This window comes from Pseudomonas sp. HLS-6 TE3448 (genome assembly GCF_053629555.1).
In genome coordinates, this window is sequence record NZ_JBRJIO010000001.1 from 1120633 (window position 1) to 1135673 (window position 15041).

Sequence of the window (15041 nt, forward strand, 5' to 3'; positions counted from 1 at the left end):
CACCCTCAGTGCGCTTGGCCGGGGTGCCGAGCCGACCGTCGAATCAGCCCAATAACCGGCAACAGGCCGACCAACACCAGGGTTAGCGCAGGCAGCGAAGCACGTGCCCACTCGCCCTCACTGGTCATTTCAAAGACCCGCACCGCTAGCGTGTCCCAGCCAAAGGGCCGCAGTAGCAAGGTAGCAGGCATTTCCTTGAGTACGTCGACAAACACCAACAGCGCCGCGCTCAGCGCACCAGGCACCAACAACGGCAGGTAGACCTTGAAGAACAGGCGCGGCCCCGCAACCCCAAGGCTGCGCGAAGCTTCCGGCAGCGAAGGCCTAACCCGCGCAAGGCTGCTTTCCAAAGGCCCGTAGGCAACAGCCACGAACCGCACCAGGTATGCCAGTATCAATGCACTGAGGCTGCCCAGCAGTAACGGCTTGCCAGCGCCACCCAGCCAGCTGGACAGCGGGATGACCAGTTGCTTGTCCAGGTAGCTGAACGCCAACATGATCGACACAGCCAGTACCGATCCTGGCAAGGCGTAACCAAGGTTAGCCAGGCTGACGCCAGCCCGGATACCGCGCGTGGGCGCCTGCCGTCGGGCAAATGCCAGCATCAGTGCCACGCAGACCGTGATCAACGCCGCCATGGCGCCCAGATAGAGGGTGTGCACAATCAGCCCGGCATAGCGCTCGTCGAGGTCGAAACGACCACGCTGCCAGAACCAAACCAGCAGTTGCAGCACCGGGATGACGAACGCACAGGCAAAGACCAGCAGGCACCAACCGGTCGCTGCAAACGCCTTGACCCCGCGCAGGTGATACAAGGCCTTGCCCCGTGGCCGCTCACTGCCACTGCGGGTTGCACCACGTGCCCGGCGCTCGCCGTACAGCACCAGCATGACCGCCAGCAATAACAGACTGGCCAGTTGTGCCGCACTGGAAAGGCTGAAGAAGCCGTACCAGGTTTTATAGATGGCCGTGGTGAACGTATCGAAGTTGAACACCGAGACCGCACCGAAGTCCGCCAGGGTCTCCATGAGTGCCAATGCCACGCCCGCGCCAATCGCGGGACGCGCCATGGGCAGGGCAACCCGCCAGAACGCCTGCAACGGCGAATGCCCCAGTACCCGCGCGGCCTCCATCAAACCCTTGCCTTGAGCAATGAACGCAGTGCGAGCCAGCAGGTAGACGTAGGGGTAGAACACCAGCACCAGCACCGTGATCACGCCACCGGTGGAGCGCACCCGAGGCAGACGCATCGGCCCGAACCACTCGCGCAGCAGGGTTTGCACCGGCCCGGAAAAATCCAGCAAGCCGACAAAGACGAACGCCAGTACATAGGCCGGGATGGCGAAGGGCAGCATCAAGGCCCAATCGAGCCAGCGACGCCCGGGAAACTCACAAAGGCTGGTCAACCAGGCCAGGCTGACGCCCAACAGGGTGACACCAATGCCGACACCGGCGACCAGTGTGGCGGTATTGCCCAACAGGCGGGACATCTGGGTTTCGAGCAGGTGCGACCAGATCTGCCGGTCAATCGTCTCCCAGGACAGGAGCAGAACACTGATCGGCAACAGCACCAAGGTGACAACGGCGAAAACCAGGGGATACCAGCGGCGTTGGGCAGGGTGGGCCAAAGGGCGATGCTCTAGGTTTTAATGACTGTCGCCGGCAACACCTGCCCATCAGAGCTGGCCTTGCCGGCGATGAAGCCGCAAAGGGTCGAACAAGCATAAAGCCTGGGGCTTAGTTCCAGCCAGCCCGGTCCATCAAGCGAATCGCTTCAGCCTGACGCTTACCTGCGACTTCCACCGGGAGGGCGTCAGCCTTGAAGGTTCCCCAGGCGGCGACTTCCTCGGACGGTGCAACCTTCGGGTTGGCCGGGAACTCCTGGTTGATACTCGCGAACATCTTCTGTGCATCCGCACCGGTCATCCACTCGACCAGGGCCTTGGCTGCCTCTGGATGCGGCGCGTACTTGGTCAGGCCGATACCCGAGAGGTTGACGTGAACACCGCGGTCCGCCTGGTTAGGCCAGAACAGCTTGACCGGCAGTTTCGGGTCCTGCTGGTGCAAGCGACCGTAGTAATAGGTGTTAACGATACCGACATCGCACTGACCGGCCTTGATCGCCAGCAGCAAGGCCGTATCGTCAGAGAAGACGTCTGTGGACAGGTTGTTCACCCAGCCCTTGATGATCTGTTCGGTTTTCTCGGCGCCATGGGTCTCGATCAGGGTGGCGGTCAGCGACTGGTTGTAGACCTTCTTCGCGGTACGCAGGCACAGGCGCCCTTCCCATTGCTTGTCGGCCAGTGCCTCGTATGTGCTCAGCTCTTCCGGCTTGACCCGCTCGGTGGAGTAGACAATGGTTCGTGCGCGCAGGCTCAGGCCTGTCCAGTCATGGGACGAGGCACGATATTGAGACGGGATGTTGGCATCGATCACCGACGACTGGATCGGCTGCAGGATGCCCATTTGCTCGGCCTGCCAGAGGTTGCCCGCATCGACGGTGAGCAGCAGGTCGGCGGTGGCATTCTCACCCTCGGCCTTGATCCGCTGCATCAGCGGTGCTTCCTTGTCGGTAATGAACTTGACCTTCACACCGGTCTTGGCCGTGTAGGCATCAAATACCGGCTTGATCAGCTCATCAATTCGCGAGGAATACACCACCACTTCATCCGCTGCCTGGGCGGTGCTACCGAACAGGGTCAATGCCAGAGCGGCCAGTAAATGCTTGCGTGACAACATGGAAGCGGTCCTCGAAAGACAAGAAAGGCAGAAATGGTAGTGAATCCCATTTGCCATCTCAACCTAACTCACAACAGAGCAGTTACCAGATGTTGCAAGCCTCTCAGGGCCGCGCCAACTCGGGCAGATCACCGCTCAAGCCGAGGGCCTGACGCACAAACAGCGCCTTGGCCTCAGGCAATTGCTCGACCCACTTCAGGCCCGTATTACGCAGCCAGCGCAGCGGCAACGGATCGGCCTGGAACAGCCGCTCGAAGCCTTCCATTGCCGCCATCAAGGCCAGGTTGTGCGGCATCCGGCGCCGCTCGAAGCGACTCAGTACCCGCACATCGGCCAGCCGCTCGCCACGGTCCAGAGCGTTTAACAGTTCCTCGGCGAGCACCGCCGCATCGAGGAAGCCCAGGTTGACGCCCTGCCCGGCCAACGGGTGAATGGTATGCGCAGCATCGCCAATCAGCGCCAGGCCCTCGGCCACATAGCGCTTGGCATGGCGCTGGCGCAGCGGCACACACAGTCGCGGGTCGGCACTCAGCACCTGGCCCAGACGACCTTCGAAGGCGCGCTCGAGTTCGGCACAGAACGCCTCATCGGCCAACCCCATCAGGCGCTCGGCCTGCTCCGGCGTGGTCGACCAGACAATCGAGCACCACCCCTGCTCGCCGTCGCGCTGCAGCGGCAGAAACGCCAGCGGGCCATCATCCGTAAAGCGCTGCCAGGCCGTGGCCTGATGAGCCTGGCTACAGCGCACACTGGTCACGATGGCGTGATGCAAGTAATCCCACTCACGGGTTTCGCACCCCGTCAGGCGGCGCACGGCCGAGTTCGCCCCGTCGGCTGCGATCACCAAGGGTGCACGCAGCGTACGGCCATCGGCCAAGGTCAGCAGCCAGTCCTCTCCAGAACGACGCATCTGCTCCAGGCGCGCATTGGCCAGCAGGCCGATCTCGCTGTCATGCAGGCGCTCCAGCAGCGCATCCTGGACCACTCGGTTCTCGACGATATGCCCCAGCACCTCGGCATGCACGCTGGCTGCGGAAAAGTGAATACGACCTGTCCCGCTGCCGTCCCAGACCTCCATCTGCCCATATGGGCAGACGCGTCGGGCGCAGATACCGTCCCAGGCACCGAGCCGTTCAAGGATCCGCTGGCTAGCCACCGACAGGGCGCTGACCCGTGGCTCGAATGCGGCCTCTGCATCAAAGGGTTTGACCGACAGCGGGCTGCCATCGACCAGCAGAATATTCAGGCCACTGTGCTGTAGCGCCAACGCCAGGGCGCTGCCGACCATACCGGCACCGACAATCAACAGATCCGCGCGCATTTCCATGCCTTAAGCCTGTATTGCTTGCGGCCGGGGCCGCAGATAAAGGGAAAGTGGTATGTAGCCCTTGCGCATGCTCAACCCTGCAGGTCCGAACGGGTGCCCAGGCCCATCGCTTGCCGGGCGAACCAGCGTTTGGCCGGTGGCAGCAGGTCGAGCCCAAGCAGGCCCAGGTTACGCCCGGCCGTCACTAGCGGCTGGTTGTTGCCAAACAGCCGGGTGACACGGTCGGAAAAGCCGATGGTCAAGGCCTGATCAAGGCGTTGACGCCCATAGTAGGCTTGCAACGTCGCCAGGTCACCGGGCGTTTGCGGCCCGGCGAGCAAGGCTTCAGACAAGGCCTGAACGTCACGCAACGACAGGTTGAAGCCCTGCCCGGCAATCGGGTGCAGGCTGTGCGCCGCATTGCCCAGCACCACCAGGTGAGGACGCACCTGTTCCTGCGCCTCGACCAATGACAACGGATACAGGTGGCGAACACCCACCTGACACAAGGCGCCCAGCCGGTAGCCGAACACGCCCTGCAATTCATCGAGGAAGCTGCGCTCATCCAGTTCGGCCAACCGCTTGGCGTCCATCCCCTTGCGGGTCCAGACCAGCGCGCAGCGGTTTTCCGGCAGCGGCAACAGCGCCATAGGCCCTTCGTCGGTGAAGCGCTCAAACGCTTGCCCGCAGTGCGCTTCACTGGGCGTGATGTTGGCGATCAACGCACTCTGGTTGTAAGGCCGCGTCGTGACATGAATGCCCAACTGCTCGCGCAGGCCAGAACGGCCACCGTCGGCCAGCACCGCCAGGTCGCAGTCAAGGGTCGTGTCGTCGTTGAGCGACAGGCGATAACCGTCTTCCAGCGCCTGCAAGGCCGTCACTTCAGCCGGGCAGCGCCAACTGACCACCTCAGGATCCAGCCCTTTCCAAAGGCACTGCCCTAGCCAGGCGTTTTCCACCACATAACCGAGGGCCGGTACGCCCTCTTCCATTGCGTTCAGACGGGCCGCGCCGAAACGCCCCCGATCAGACACCTGGATCTGCCGGATCGGCTCGGCACGGCGACTAATCGCCTGCCACAGCCCGAGCCGTTCATAGATCTGTCGGGTGCCGAAGGACAACGCCGACGAGCGTGCATCGTAGCTGGGCTGATAGCTGTCGCCAGGCGCAAACGGCTCGATCAGCAGGATCGTCCAGCCCCGTGCCTTGGCACCGGCCTGCAGCGCCAGGGCCAGGCTGGCCCCCACCAGGCCGCCGCCAATAATTGCCAGATTGAACCGGTTCATGCGGCCTGGCTTCGCGCAGCAGCCATCAAGGCTTCGATTTCAGCGACTGTTTTCGGCACACCCGCCGTCAGAACTTCACACCCATGCTTGGTTACCACTACGTCGTCCTCGATGCGTATGCCGATACCACGCCATTTTTTCGCCACGTGCATATTGTCCGCCGAGATGTAGATCCCTGGCTCGACCGTCAGGGTCATCCCCGGCTCAAGTACACGCCACTGGCCGCCAACCTTGTAGTCCCCGACATCGTGTACATCCATGCCCAGCCAGTGCCCGGCACGGTGCATGTAGAAGGCCTTGTACGCCTCGGACTCGATCAGATCCGGCACTTCGCCTGCGAGCAGGCCCAACGCCACCAGCCCTTCGGTAATCACCTGCACGGTCGCTTCGTGCGCGTGGTTCCAGTGCTTGCCCGGCGCAATCTCTTCGAAAGCCGCCATCTGCGCCTTGAGTACCAGTTCGTAGATTGCTTTCTGCTCCGGCGAAAAGGTGCCACTGACCGGAAACGTCCGAGTGATATCGCTGGCGTAGCAGTCAATCTCGCAACCCGCGTCGATCAGCACCAGATCACCATTCTTCAGCGGCGCATCGTTTTCCTGGTAATGCAGGATGCAGCTGTTGCGTCCAGCCGCAACGATCGAGCCGTAAGCCGGCATCTTCGCCCCGCCCTTGCGAAACTCGTAATCCAGCTCGGCTTCAAGGCTGTACTCGTGCAAGCCGGCTCGGCAGGCTTGCATCGCCCGCACATGAGCACGCGCCGAAATGGCCGCGGCTTCGCGCATCACCTTCACTTCCGCTGCCGATTTATACAGACGCATGTCATGCAGCAGATGATCCAGGGCAACGAATTCGTTGGGCGGCTGCGCACCGAGGCGCGCCTTGGAGCGAATCACGTTGATCCACTCCATCAAATGGCGGTCGAACTCGGCATTGCTGCCCATCGCCGAGTACACGCGGTCGCGCCCCTCGATCAACCCCGGCAGAATTTCGTCGATATCAGTGATCGGGAAGGCGTCATCGGCGCCAAAATCGCGAATGGCGCCCTCCTGCCCGGCGCGCAAGCCATCCCACAGCTCACGCTCAGGATTGCGCTCACGACAAAACAACACATATTCACCGTGCTCACGCCCGGGTATCAGCGCAATCACCGCTTCGGGCTCGGGAAAGCCGCTCAGGTACTGGAAGTCGCTGTCCTGGCGATACACGTGCTCGACATCGCGGTTGCGTATGGCGACCGCAGCCGCCGGCAGGATGGCGATGCTGTTGGGCTCCATCTGCGCCATCAGCGCCTTTCGCCGGCGGGCGTATTCCGACTTGGGGATGTGGGTCATGGGCAGATGGCGTCCAGGCAAAAATCAGTGCAGGGAAGGTTTCGCAGCGGCTGGGGCAGGCTTGGCCAGCTCCGTGTAAAGCAGCAGCGGCGCGACGCGCAGGTATTCCATGACTTCCATGTAGTCGCTCTCGCCGTCCTCGGATTCCTCCAGAGCATCCTGGACCTGGGAAATGGCGGCCAGGTCCTGCAGCACTTCCTTGGCTTCAGTGCTCAATGTCAGGCCACCCGAGTTCAGGCCGAAGCCGTCAAGGAAGCCTTGGCACCACTGGCCCAGCGCAACGGCACGCTCGGTCAGCGGCGCGTCATCGCCCGGCAGCAGCAAGACGATGGTGATGTCTTCACCGGTGAGTTCGGCCTTGACCATTTCCTGCAAGCCAATCAGGGCATTGCGAACATTGTCGGCCGGCTCGGCCTCAAGCAGGTGGGCTGCATCGGCCAACCAGCTGTCGGCATCGAAGCCGACACCTGTGCAGCTACGTCCGAGCAACAGCCCGTGCAGTTCGGCAGGAGAAACTGGATGACCGCCGCTGCTCAGCAGGGCGGCGAATGCGGTGTACGGCGAGTTGGTATTGGGCATGGGCAACTAGGCGCCAGACGGCGCAATGACTAGAATGAAGGCCTTGTATCCTAGCACCGGCAGGCGCGCCAAGACCATCGACGCGGCCAACTCGGGGCTGGCAGGGCATAATCGCCGGGAACTCAGGCACACCCAATCGAGTGGCATTTCATGCAAGAGACCGAGCTGCAAGCGCTGATGGGCCGACTCGAACTGTTGATTGAACGGGTCGAGCAACTAAAACGGCAAAACGCACTCTTATTAACTCAGGAAAAATCCTGGCGTGAGGAACGTGCCCACCTCATCGAAAAAAATGAAATCGCCCGGCGTAAGGTCGAATCGATGATTTTGCGACTCAAGGCCCTGGAGCAAGACTCATGAGTTCAAGCAATAGCGTCACCGTTCAGATCCTCGACAAAGAGTACTCGATCATCTGTCCGCCGGAAGAACGCAGCAACCTGATCAGCGCTGCACGCTACCTGGACGGCAAAATGCGCGAGATCCGCAGCAGCGGCAAGGTTATTGGCGCCGACCGTATCGCGGTCATGGCCGCCCTCAACATTACCCACGACCTGCTGCACCGCCAGGAACGCCCGGCCCCTCAAGTCGGCGGCGCCACCCGCGAACAGGTGCGCGACCTGCTGGAACGCGTCGATCAGGCGTTGGCCAACGATGCCGATACACCATCCAATTGAGTTTCAGGTATACTCTCGCTCACTCCCTGGAGTGCTTGCCAGTCGGTCATGTCCCTGAGCCGATACGCACAACCACGGGGGTTGCACGCTGGGGCCGGTGCGCATGTCCGCCTGACGGAAAGCCTTAACGCCCCCTGCAATCTCCACCTTGAACTTTCGGGTTCAAGGGCTACACCGACAGCGGTTCGTCGGGGAGCCTGATTATCCTGCGCCTGCCAGCCTTGGCATGCGCACACGCGCTGCCACCCGCCTGGCAGTTGCTCAAGAGACCGCCCGTGCCATGACCGACACCGCGCTGCTCACCCGCCCCCAGCTACGCCGCCTGCTTCGAGATGCCCGTCGCGCGTTGACGCCTGCCGAACAACGCCGGGCCGCGCAGAACCTGTATTGCCAACTGGCACAGCATCCATTGTTCCGTCGTGCCAGGCACATTGCCTTGTACCTGCCCAACGACAGCGAAATCGACCCGCGCCTGCTGCTGCGCGAGGCCCAACGCCGTGGCAAGCGTACCTACCTGCCAGTACTGCACGCCTGGCCGAAGACCAAGATGGCCTTTCAACGCATTGAGGCGGGCGAAAAGCTGCGCCCCAACCGCTTCCGCATTCCTGAGCCTGTCATTAGCCAGGCACGACAACGCCCCGTATGGGCGCTGGACCTGGTCCTGCTGCCGCTTGTAGGGTTCGATGAAACAGGGGGACGCTTGGGTATGGGCGGTGGTTTCTACGACCGAAGCCTGGGCTACCTGGCCCGACGCAAAACCTGGAGAAAACCACTGCTACTGGGGCTGGCGCATGAATGCCAGAAGGTCGAGCGACTGACTCAAGCCAGTTGGGACGTGCCGCTTCAAGGAACTGTTTCGGACAAGGGCTGGTACCTGGCGAACTAAGCGCAGGCAAGCAGCCGATCAACGCTGTTGCGGGATGACCGACACTTCATAATTGGTGTCGAGGTTGCGCTCCCAGAGGCTTTCCGCATAACCGGTAGTGACCACACCCAAACCGAACAGAAAAACGAGTACCCAGATCATATCCGGTTTGCGATTCATCGATTGCCCCCCTCAGGCAAACTGATCACGATGGCAGCAACGGTTATCGAGGTAGGCCGTGCAGCAGCGTCATGCTTAAAACCCGCGCATTCTCCGACAACCTGAAGCGACACGCAAACGTTGACGTCAACCGGCTGTCGGTTTCGCGCCACAGGTTGTTTCCAATTTTTTCAGGAGCACCTTCCATGGCCTATTGGCTGATGAAATCCGAGCCCGACGAGCTCTCGATCCAAGACCTGGCCACGCTCGGCGAAACCCGCTGGGACGGCGTGCGTAACTATCAGGCACGCAATTTCATTCGTTCGATGACGGTAGGTGATGCGTTCTTTTTCTACCATTCCAGCTGCCCGGAGCCGGGTATTGCCGGCATTGCCCGGATCACCTCGGACGCTTACCCGGACCCCACCGCGCTCGACCCCGAGAGCCACTACTTCGACGCCAAGGCCAATGCCGAGAAGAACCCGTGGAGCGCCATCAATGTCATCCATGTCGAGACATTCACAAAGGTGCTTGGCCTGGGTTACCTGAAACAACAAACAGCCCTCGCCGAGCTGCCACTGGTACAGAAAGGCAGCCGCCTTTCGGTCATGCCGGTAACTGCCGAACAATGGGCCGCTGTACTCGCCTTGCGCTGAACAGGGTAGGATTCCTACTCAATTGACGGACATCAACCCGGCTAAACAGGGAACCGTCACACTGACGTCATTGCCGCAGGATGCTTGAACAATGTCGCTTAGCCAACACACACCAAGACTTTTCGCCGCTGCCCTGATTGCTCTGCTCGTGGCCGCGGGGGGCTTGGGCTACTGGAAATCACTGCATGATCGCCTGCCCGAAGGCCTGAGCCAAGGCAACGGTCGGCTCGAAGCCACCGAGGTGCAGATCGCCAGCAAGGTTCCCGGGCGCCTGGCCGAAGTGCTGGCCGATGAAGGCGACAGCGTGAAGCAGGGACAATTGCTGGCCCGCATCGACACCCGCACCCTCGAAGCCCAACGTACCCAGGCAGAAGCAGAAGTACTGCGCGCCAAGGAGAACTACGCCGCGGCCCAGGCCAACGTGCAGTTGCGTCAGAGCGAATTGCTGCTTGCCAGCCAGGAGCTGCGGCGCAGTCGTGAACTGTTCCAGCGCAAGTACGCCAGCCAGCAACTGCTCGATCAGCAACAGGCACGCTTCGACACCAGCAGCTCGGCGGTGGTCGCCGCTCGTGCACAACTGGCGGCTATCAATGCGGCCATTGGTGCGGCGCAGGCACAGGTCGAACAGTTGACCAGCGAAATTGACGACAGCAGCCTGCGCGCCCCCATCGACGGGGTGGTCCAGTTACGCTTGGCCGAGCCCGGCGAGGTGCTTCCGGCGGGCGGACGTGTACTCCTGCTGATCGACCCCAACGATCAGTACATGAACCTCTACCTGCCAGCTTCGACCGCCGGCAAACTGACCATGGGCGATCAGGCTCGGATCGTACTCGATGCCCTGCCCGACAAAGCCCTGCCGGCCAAGATCACCTTTGTCGCGGCCAAGGCTCAGTTCACCCCCAAGCAAGTGGAAACCCGTGACGAACGCCAGAAGCTGGTGTTCCGGGTAAAACTGCGCCTGACCGACCCTAGCGCCCTGCCTCAAGCCAAACCCGGTATGCCGGGGGCCGGTTATGTGCGCACGGCCCCCGTGGACTGGCCGGCCAACCTGCAATGAATGCGCTGGCGCTGCACGCCAAGGGCATCAGCCATCGCTACGGCACCGTAGTGGCCCTGCAGGACATCGACTTCGAGCTGCCTGCCGGCACCCGTTGCGGCCTGATCGGCCCCGATGGGGCGGGCAAGTCCAGCCTGCTTGGGTTGATTGCCGGGGTGAAAAAGTTGCAGACCGGCACGCTACAGGTGCTCGACGGCTCGATCGACGAGCGTCGCCATCGCCGCAGCCTGTACTCACGCATCGCCTTCATGCCCCAAGGGCTGGGCAACAACCTTTACCCGGACCTGTCGATACGCGAAAACATCAGCTTCTTCGCCACCCTGTTCGGCCTGCCCCGCGCGGAATGCGAGCGACGCATGCACGAGCTGCTGCTGGCCACTGACCTGGTGCGTTTCGCCGACCGCCCCGCCGGCAAGCTCTCGGGCGGCATGAAACAAAAGCTCGGGCTGTGCTGCGCGCTGATCCATGACCCCGACTTGTTGATCCTCGACGAACCGACCACAGGCGTCGACCCGTTGTCCCGGCGGCGCTTTTGGGAACTGGTCGAGCAGGTGCGCCGCGAGCGCCCGCAACTGACCCTGCTGGTCGCTACGGCCTACATGGAGGAAGCCGAGCAGTTCGAGCATTGCCTGATGCTCGACCGCGGACGCCTGATCGCCGCCGGGCCCAGCCGCGAACTGGCCGCCGTGACCCCCAGCGACAAGCTCGACGACGCCTTTACTCACTTTCAGGGTGACAGCAAGCGCAGCGGGCAGCCCTTGCACATACCACCGCGTGCCGACAGCAACGCCGAAATCGCCATCGAAGCTCATGAACTGACCCTGCGCTTTGGCGACTTCACCGCGGTCAACAAGGTCAGCTTCGCTATTGGTCGTGGCGAGATCTTCGGCTTTCTTGGCTCCAACGGGTGCGGTAAAACCACCACCATGAAGGTCCTGACCGGCCTGATGCCCGCCAGCGAAGGCAGCGCCAGCCTGCTCGGGCGCCCCGTGGACGCCAGCGACCTGGCAACCCGCAAACGGGTCGGTTTCATGTCGCAGAGCTTTTCCCTGTACGGCGAGCTGAGTGTGCGGCAAAACCTTGAGCTGCACGCACGCCTGTTTGACTTGCCCAACGCCGAAAGTCGTCCGCGCATCGCCGAACTGATCCAGCGTTTCGATCTGAACAGCGTGGCCGACCAACAATCCGGCGCGCTTCCCCTGGGGATTCGCCAACGGCTTTCGCTCGCAGTGGCGGTACTGCACCGGCCGGAGGTGCTGATCCTCGACGAACCGACCTCGGGAGTCGATCCCGCCGCCCGTGACGACTTCTGGCGCCTGCTGATCGAGCTGTCACGGGAACAGGGCGTGACCATCTTCCTCTCCACCCACTTCATGAACGAGGCACAACGCTGCGACCGCATCTCGTTGATGCACGCCGGCCAGGTACTGGCCTGCGATACGCCCTCAGCGCTGCAGACACAGTTCGCCGGCGAAACCCTGGAAGACGCCTTCGTGCGCTGCCTGGAACAGGCCCAGGGCCCGGTGGAGGCGCCTGCCACTGACGCGCCGCTGAATACGACCGCCGCGCCGACGTTACTGCGCCAGCGCCGAGGCTTCAGCCTCAAGCGCCTGTTCGCCCTGGCGAACCGCGAGGGCAAGGAGCTACTGCGGGACAAGGTACGCCTGGCCTTTGCCTTGCTCGGCGCACTGTTCATGATGGTGATCTTTGGTTTCGGGATCTCGCTGGACGTCGAGAACCTCGCCTTTGCGGTCTATGACCAGGACCAAAGCCCGCAAAGCCGCGCCTACCTGGAAGCGTTTCGTGGCTCGCGCTACTTCGATGAGCAAGCACCGATAACCGACCTGGGGCAAATGCACCGGCGCCTGCAGCGTTCCGAGATCAAGCTGGCGCTGGAGATACCGCCGGGCTTTGGTCGCGACCTCTACGCCGGTCGCCAGCCGACCGTAGCCGCCTGGCTCGACGGTGGCATGCCGTTTCGCGCCGAAACCAGCCGGAACTATGTCGAAGCCGTGCATCAGGGCAACCTGGCATTACTGGCGTCCTTGAGCAGTGCAGCTCAGCCGGCGCAGCCACTGGTAAACCTGGAAACACGCTTTCGCTACAACCAGGATGTCGTCAGCGTGAACGCCATCGGCCCCGGCGTCATGGCGCTGATTCTGGCCTTCATCCCGGCCATGCTGACCGCGCTGGGTATCGTCCGGGAGAAGGAGCTGGGCTCGATTACCAACTTCTATGCCACACCCCTGACACGCCTGGAATTCCTGCTCGGCAAGCAGGTGCCTTATCTGATCGTCAGCCTGATCAACCTGGCACTGCTGGTGGCGATGAACCGCTGGCTGTTCGGCGTGCCGTTCAAGGGTAGCGCCTTCGCACTGGCGTGCGGTGGCGTGCTCTACCTGCTGGCGACCACCAGCATGGGGATGCTGATCTCCGCGTTCACCCGCACCCAGATCGCCGCGATCCTCGGCACCATGATTATCACCAGCCTGCCCACCATCCAGTTCTCCGGGTTGATCGTGCCACGCTCGTCACTCGAAGGCACAGCAGCGGTGATGGGGCAACTGTTCCCCGCCGGCTACTTCCTCGACATCGCCGTCGGCACCTTCACCAAGGCCCTGAGCCTGCGCGAGCTGTGGCCGCAATGCCTGGCCCTGCTGGGGTTCTTCCTCGCCTTCACGGGCTTGAGCCTGGCCATGTTGAAAAAGCAGGAGGCCTGATGCATCGCCTTGCTCACATTCTGCGCCTGGGGCTCAAAGAGCTCACCAGCCTGCGCCATGACAGCGTGCTGTTGCTGTTCCTCCTCTATGCCTTCAGTGTGGCCATCTACATGCCGGCGGCGGGTTCCGTGATTGGCGTGCACAACGCCAGCGTCGCCGTGGTCGACGAAGACCACAGCCTGATCTCGCGCAAACTCACCCAGGCCCTGCAACCTCCCGAGTTCCAGACGGCCACCGCCCTGTCCTATGACCGGATCGACCAGGTTCTGGACAACGGTCAGTACACGTTCGTGATCAACATTCCGGTGAACTTCCAGACCGACCTGCTCGCGGGGCGCTCACCGGAACTGCAGATCAATGTTGACGCCACCGCCATGAGCCAGGCGTTCATGGGGGCTGGCTACATCGGGCGGATCTTTGAACGCGAGTTGCTCGACTACGCCAACCCCGACTCAAGCGTCGAGCGTGCACCGGCCCTGCTGACCAATCGGGCGTTGTTCAACACCAACCTGGAAGGTGGCTGGTTCCTGGCGGTGATCCAGATCGTCAACAACATCACCATCCTGGCAATCATCCTGACCGGCACAGCGCTGCTTCGTGAGCGCGAGCACGGCACCCTCGACCACCTGCTGGTATTGCCATTGACCGCACTGGAAATCATGCTGGCGAAAATTGGCAGCAACGCGCTAGTGGTGGTGCTGTGCACCTGGGTATCGCTGGAGGTGGTGGTCAAAGGCGCACTGGGTGTACCGCTGGCAGGTTCGCTCGGGCTGTTCCTGGCGGTGACCGCGCTCTATCTGTTCGCCAGTACCGCCTTGGGGATATTCCTCGCCACGCTGGCCCGTTCGACCCCGCAGTTCGGCTTGTTGGCGATCCCGGTGATTATTCCGATGCTGTTGCTCTCGGGCGGCAGCACACCGCTGGACAGCATGCCGCAGTGGCTGCAGTGGGTCATGCAGGGCTCACCGTCAACCCACTTCGTCAGCCTCGCCGCCGCCATCCTGTTCCGCGATGCCGGCGTCGACGTAGTCTGGCCAGACCTGCTCGCGCTCGGCGCGATCGGCCTGTTGTTCTTCAGCATCGCGTTGGCGCGCTTCAGACGAACCCTGACCTCCTGATTACTGCACGATCAGGTTGTTGAACAGCAGGTCTTCGACGATCGGCTTGCCCTCTTCGTCGTTGAGCACCTGCTGGACCTGCTTCAGCGCTTCCTGACGCAGCTTCTCCTTGGACTCGACATTGCTCATGCTCTCCAGGTTCTGCTGGGTAAACAAGGCGACGAGCTGGTTGCGGATCAGCGGCTCATGGTGCTTGACCACTGCCGCAGCGGCTTCACCGGTCACCCGCAGGGCGACGTCAGCCTTGTACACGTGCAGCTTCGGCCCACCGTCGAGGGCATAGTTGCCAACAAAGGGCGGCGTCAGAGAGATGTAGGCCACTTTCGGTGCATCTTCCTTGGACTCCTCGGCCATAGCGGCCGCAGGCAGCATCAGGGCAACCAGCATCACGATCCACGCTTTCACGAATTCACTCCTCAAACAGTTGGCGCCAGCATAACCAGCGCTTTTGGCAAACCCAAGCGCGGGCTTATGCCAGCCTATCAAGCCGGGCCATGCTCGTTGACCCCAAACCTGCCCTTCTACACTTATCGGCCAGCACACGCAAAGGA

At 62.2% G+C, this 15041-nt stretch carries 15 protein-coding genes and 1 other RNA gene; 8 read left to right on the top strand and 8 right to left on the bottom strand.

Annotation, left to right across the window (positions count from 1 at the left end; translation table 11 throughout):
* Positions 1-5: 5 nt before the first annotated feature.
* From AB7M23_RS05245 to AB7M23_RS05270, 6 genes are all read right to left on the bottom strand, one after another.
* A complete protein-coding gene (locus AB7M23_RS05245) occupies positions 6-1628 on the bottom strand; it encodes an ABC transporter permease (protein WP_099776263.1) in 1623 nt (540 codons plus the stop codon).
* Between the two features lie 109 nt (positions 1629-1737).
* Complete coding sequence (locus AB7M23_RS05250) at positions 1738-2739, bottom strand: extracellular solute-binding protein (RefSeq protein ID WP_099776265.1); 1002 nt, start codon at positions 2737-2739, stop codon at positions 1738-1740.
* 103 nt (positions 2740-2842) lie between these two features.
* A complete protein-coding gene (locus tag AB7M23_RS05255; RefSeq protein WP_454242148.1) occupies positions 2843-4060 on the bottom strand; it encodes a 2-octaprenyl-3-methyl-6-methoxy-1,4-benzoquinol hydroxylase in 1218 nt (405 codons plus the stop codon).
* 77 nt (positions 4061-4137) lie between these two features.
* Entirely contained in the window at positions 4138-5331 is a 1194-nt protein-coding gene (ubiH, locus tag AB7M23_RS05260; RefSeq protein ID WP_454240351.1) for a 2-octaprenyl-6-methoxyphenyl hydroxylase, read from the bottom strand.
* The gene (gene pepP / locus AB7M23_RS05265) at positions 5328-6662 is read right to left on the bottom strand and encodes a Xaa-Pro aminopeptidase (RefSeq protein ID WP_065760052.1); all 1335 of its coding nucleotides are present in this window, start codon (positions 6660-6662) and stop codon (positions 5328-5330) included. Before pepP ends, ubiH begins: the two co-directional genes overlap by 4 nt.
* Before the next feature lie 24 nt (positions 6663-6686).
* Positions 6687-7241, bottom strand: a complete 555-nt coding sequence (locus AB7M23_RS05270) for a YecA/YgfB family protein (RefSeq protein WP_454240352.1) — start codon at positions 7239-7241, stop codon at positions 6687-6689.
* A 150-nt stretch (positions 7242-7391) separates the two neighbouring features.
* On the opposite strand from AB7M23_RS05270, the gene AB7M23_RS05275 reads away from it, so the two are divergent.
* The 4 genes from AB7M23_RS05275 to AB7M23_RS05290 all read left to right on the top strand — a co-directional run bounded on the left by AB7M23_RS05275 (position 7392) and on the right by AB7M23_RS05290 (position 8801).
* Positions 7392-7601: a TIGR02449 family protein gene (locus AB7M23_RS05275; RefSeq protein ID WP_454240353.1), complete on the top strand. Its 210-nt coding sequence runs from the start codon at positions 7392-7394 to the stop codon at positions 7599-7601.
* Positions 7598-7915, top strand: coding sequence for a cell division protein ZapA (locus AB7M23_RS05280; RefSeq protein WP_065760049.1), 318 nt, complete (start codon positions 7598-7600; stop codon positions 7913-7915). The genes AB7M23_RS05275 and AB7M23_RS05280 overlap by 4 nt, the downstream gene beginning before the upstream one ends.
* Before the next feature lie 20 nt (positions 7916-7935).
* Positions 7936-8114, top strand: a non-coding RNA gene (ssrS, locus tag AB7M23_RS05285) — 6S RNA.
* Positions 8115-8195: 81 nt separating this feature from the next.
* On the top strand, positions 8196-8801 hold the full coding sequence (locus AB7M23_RS05290) for a 5-formyltetrahydrofolate cyclo-ligase (RefSeq protein ID WP_065760076.1): 606 nt from the start codon (positions 8196-8198) through the stop codon (positions 8799-8801).
* Positions 8802-8819: 18 nt separating this feature from the next.
* Here the strand turns inward: AB7M23_RS05290 and AB7M23_RS05295 are convergent, their stop codons facing one another.
* A complete protein-coding gene (locus AB7M23_RS05295) occupies positions 8820-8960 on the bottom strand; it encodes a hypothetical protein (RefSeq protein WP_178081702.1) in 141 nt (46 codons plus the stop codon).
* Positions 8961-9145: 185 nt separating this feature from the next.
* Between AB7M23_RS05295 and AB7M23_RS05300 the strand changes: the two genes are divergently transcribed.
* The 4 genes from AB7M23_RS05300 to AB7M23_RS05315 all read left to right on the top strand — a co-directional run bounded on the left by AB7M23_RS05300 (position 9146) and on the right by AB7M23_RS05315 (position 14490).
* Positions 9146-9595 (top strand): EVE domain-containing protein, encoded by a 450-nt coding sequence (locus AB7M23_RS05300; RefSeq protein WP_454240354.1) that lies wholly within the window; start codon positions 9146-9148, stop codon positions 9593-9595.
* Positions 9596-9686: 91 nt separating this feature from the next.
* The gene (locus AB7M23_RS05305) at positions 9687-10652 is read left to right on the top strand and encodes an HlyD family secretion protein (protein WP_454240355.1); all 966 of its coding nucleotides are present in this window, start codon (positions 9687-9689) and stop codon (positions 10650-10652) included.
* Entirely contained in the window at positions 10649-13372 is a 2724-nt protein-coding gene (rbbA, locus tag AB7M23_RS05310; RefSeq protein WP_454240356.1) for a ribosome-associated ATPase/putative transporter RbbA, read from the top strand. The genes AB7M23_RS05305 and rbbA overlap by 4 nt, the downstream gene beginning before the upstream one ends.
* A complete protein-coding gene (locus tag AB7M23_RS05315) occupies positions 13372-14490 on the top strand; it encodes an ABC transporter permease (protein WP_065760045.1) in 1119 nt (372 codons plus the stop codon). Before rbbA ends, AB7M23_RS05315 begins: the two co-directional genes overlap by 1 nt.
* Here the strand turns inward: AB7M23_RS05315 and AB7M23_RS05320 are convergent, their stop codons facing one another.
* Entirely contained in the window at positions 14491-14895 is a 405-nt protein-coding gene (locus AB7M23_RS05320) for a flagellar basal body-associated protein FliL (RefSeq protein WP_099776274.1), read from the bottom strand. It abuts the gene before it with no gap.
* Between the last annotated feature and the right edge of the window lie 146 nt (positions 14896-15041).

Coding starts and splice junctions, on each gene's coding strand:
- AB7M23_RS05250 (WP_099776265.1), bottom strand. CDS start 2,739: ATGTTGTCACGCAAGCATTTACTGGCCGCTCTGGCATTGACCCTGTTC.
- AB7M23_RS05255 (WP_454242148.1), bottom strand. CDS start 4,060: ATGCGCGCGGATCTGTTGATTGTCGGTGCCGGTATGGTCGGCAGCGCC.
- ubiH (WP_454240351.1), bottom strand. CDS start 5,331: ATGAACCGGTTCAATCTGGCAATTATTGGCGGCGGCCTGGTGGGGGCC.
- pepP (WP_065760052.1), bottom strand. CDS start 6,662: ATGACCCACATCCCCAAGTCGGAATACGCCCGCCGGCGAAAGGCGCTG.
- AB7M23_RS05270 (WP_454240352.1), bottom strand. CDS start 7,241: ATGCCCAATACCAACTCGCCGTACACCGCATTCGCCGCCCTGCTGAGC.
- AB7M23_RS05275 (WP_454240353.1), top strand. CDS start 7,392: ATGCAAGAGACCGAGCTGCAAGCGCTGATGGGCCGACTCGAACTGTTG.
- AB7M23_RS05280 (WP_065760049.1), top strand. CDS start 7,598: ATGAGTTCAAGCAATAGCGTCACCGTTCAGATCCTCGACAAAGAGTAC.
- AB7M23_RS05290 (WP_065760076.1), top strand. CDS start 8,196: ATGACCGACACCGCGCTGCTCACCCGCCCCCAGCTACGCCGCCTGCTT.
- AB7M23_RS05295 (WP_178081702.1), bottom strand. CDS start 8,960: ATGAATCGCAAACCGGATATGATCTGGGTACTCGTTTTTCTGTTCGGT.
- AB7M23_RS05300 (WP_454240354.1), top strand. CDS start 9,146: ATGGCCTATTGGCTGATGAAATCCGAGCCCGACGAGCTCTCGATCCAA.
- AB7M23_RS05305 (WP_454240355.1), top strand. CDS start 9,687: ATGTCGCTTAGCCAACACACACCAAGACTTTTCGCCGCTGCCCTGATT.
- rbbA (WP_454240356.1), top strand. CDS start 10,649: ATGAATGCGCTGGCGCTGCACGCCAAGGGCATCAGCCATCGCTACGGC.
- AB7M23_RS05315 (WP_065760045.1), top strand. CDS start 13,372: ATGCATCGCCTTGCTCACATTCTGCGCCTGGGGCTCAAAGAGCTCACC.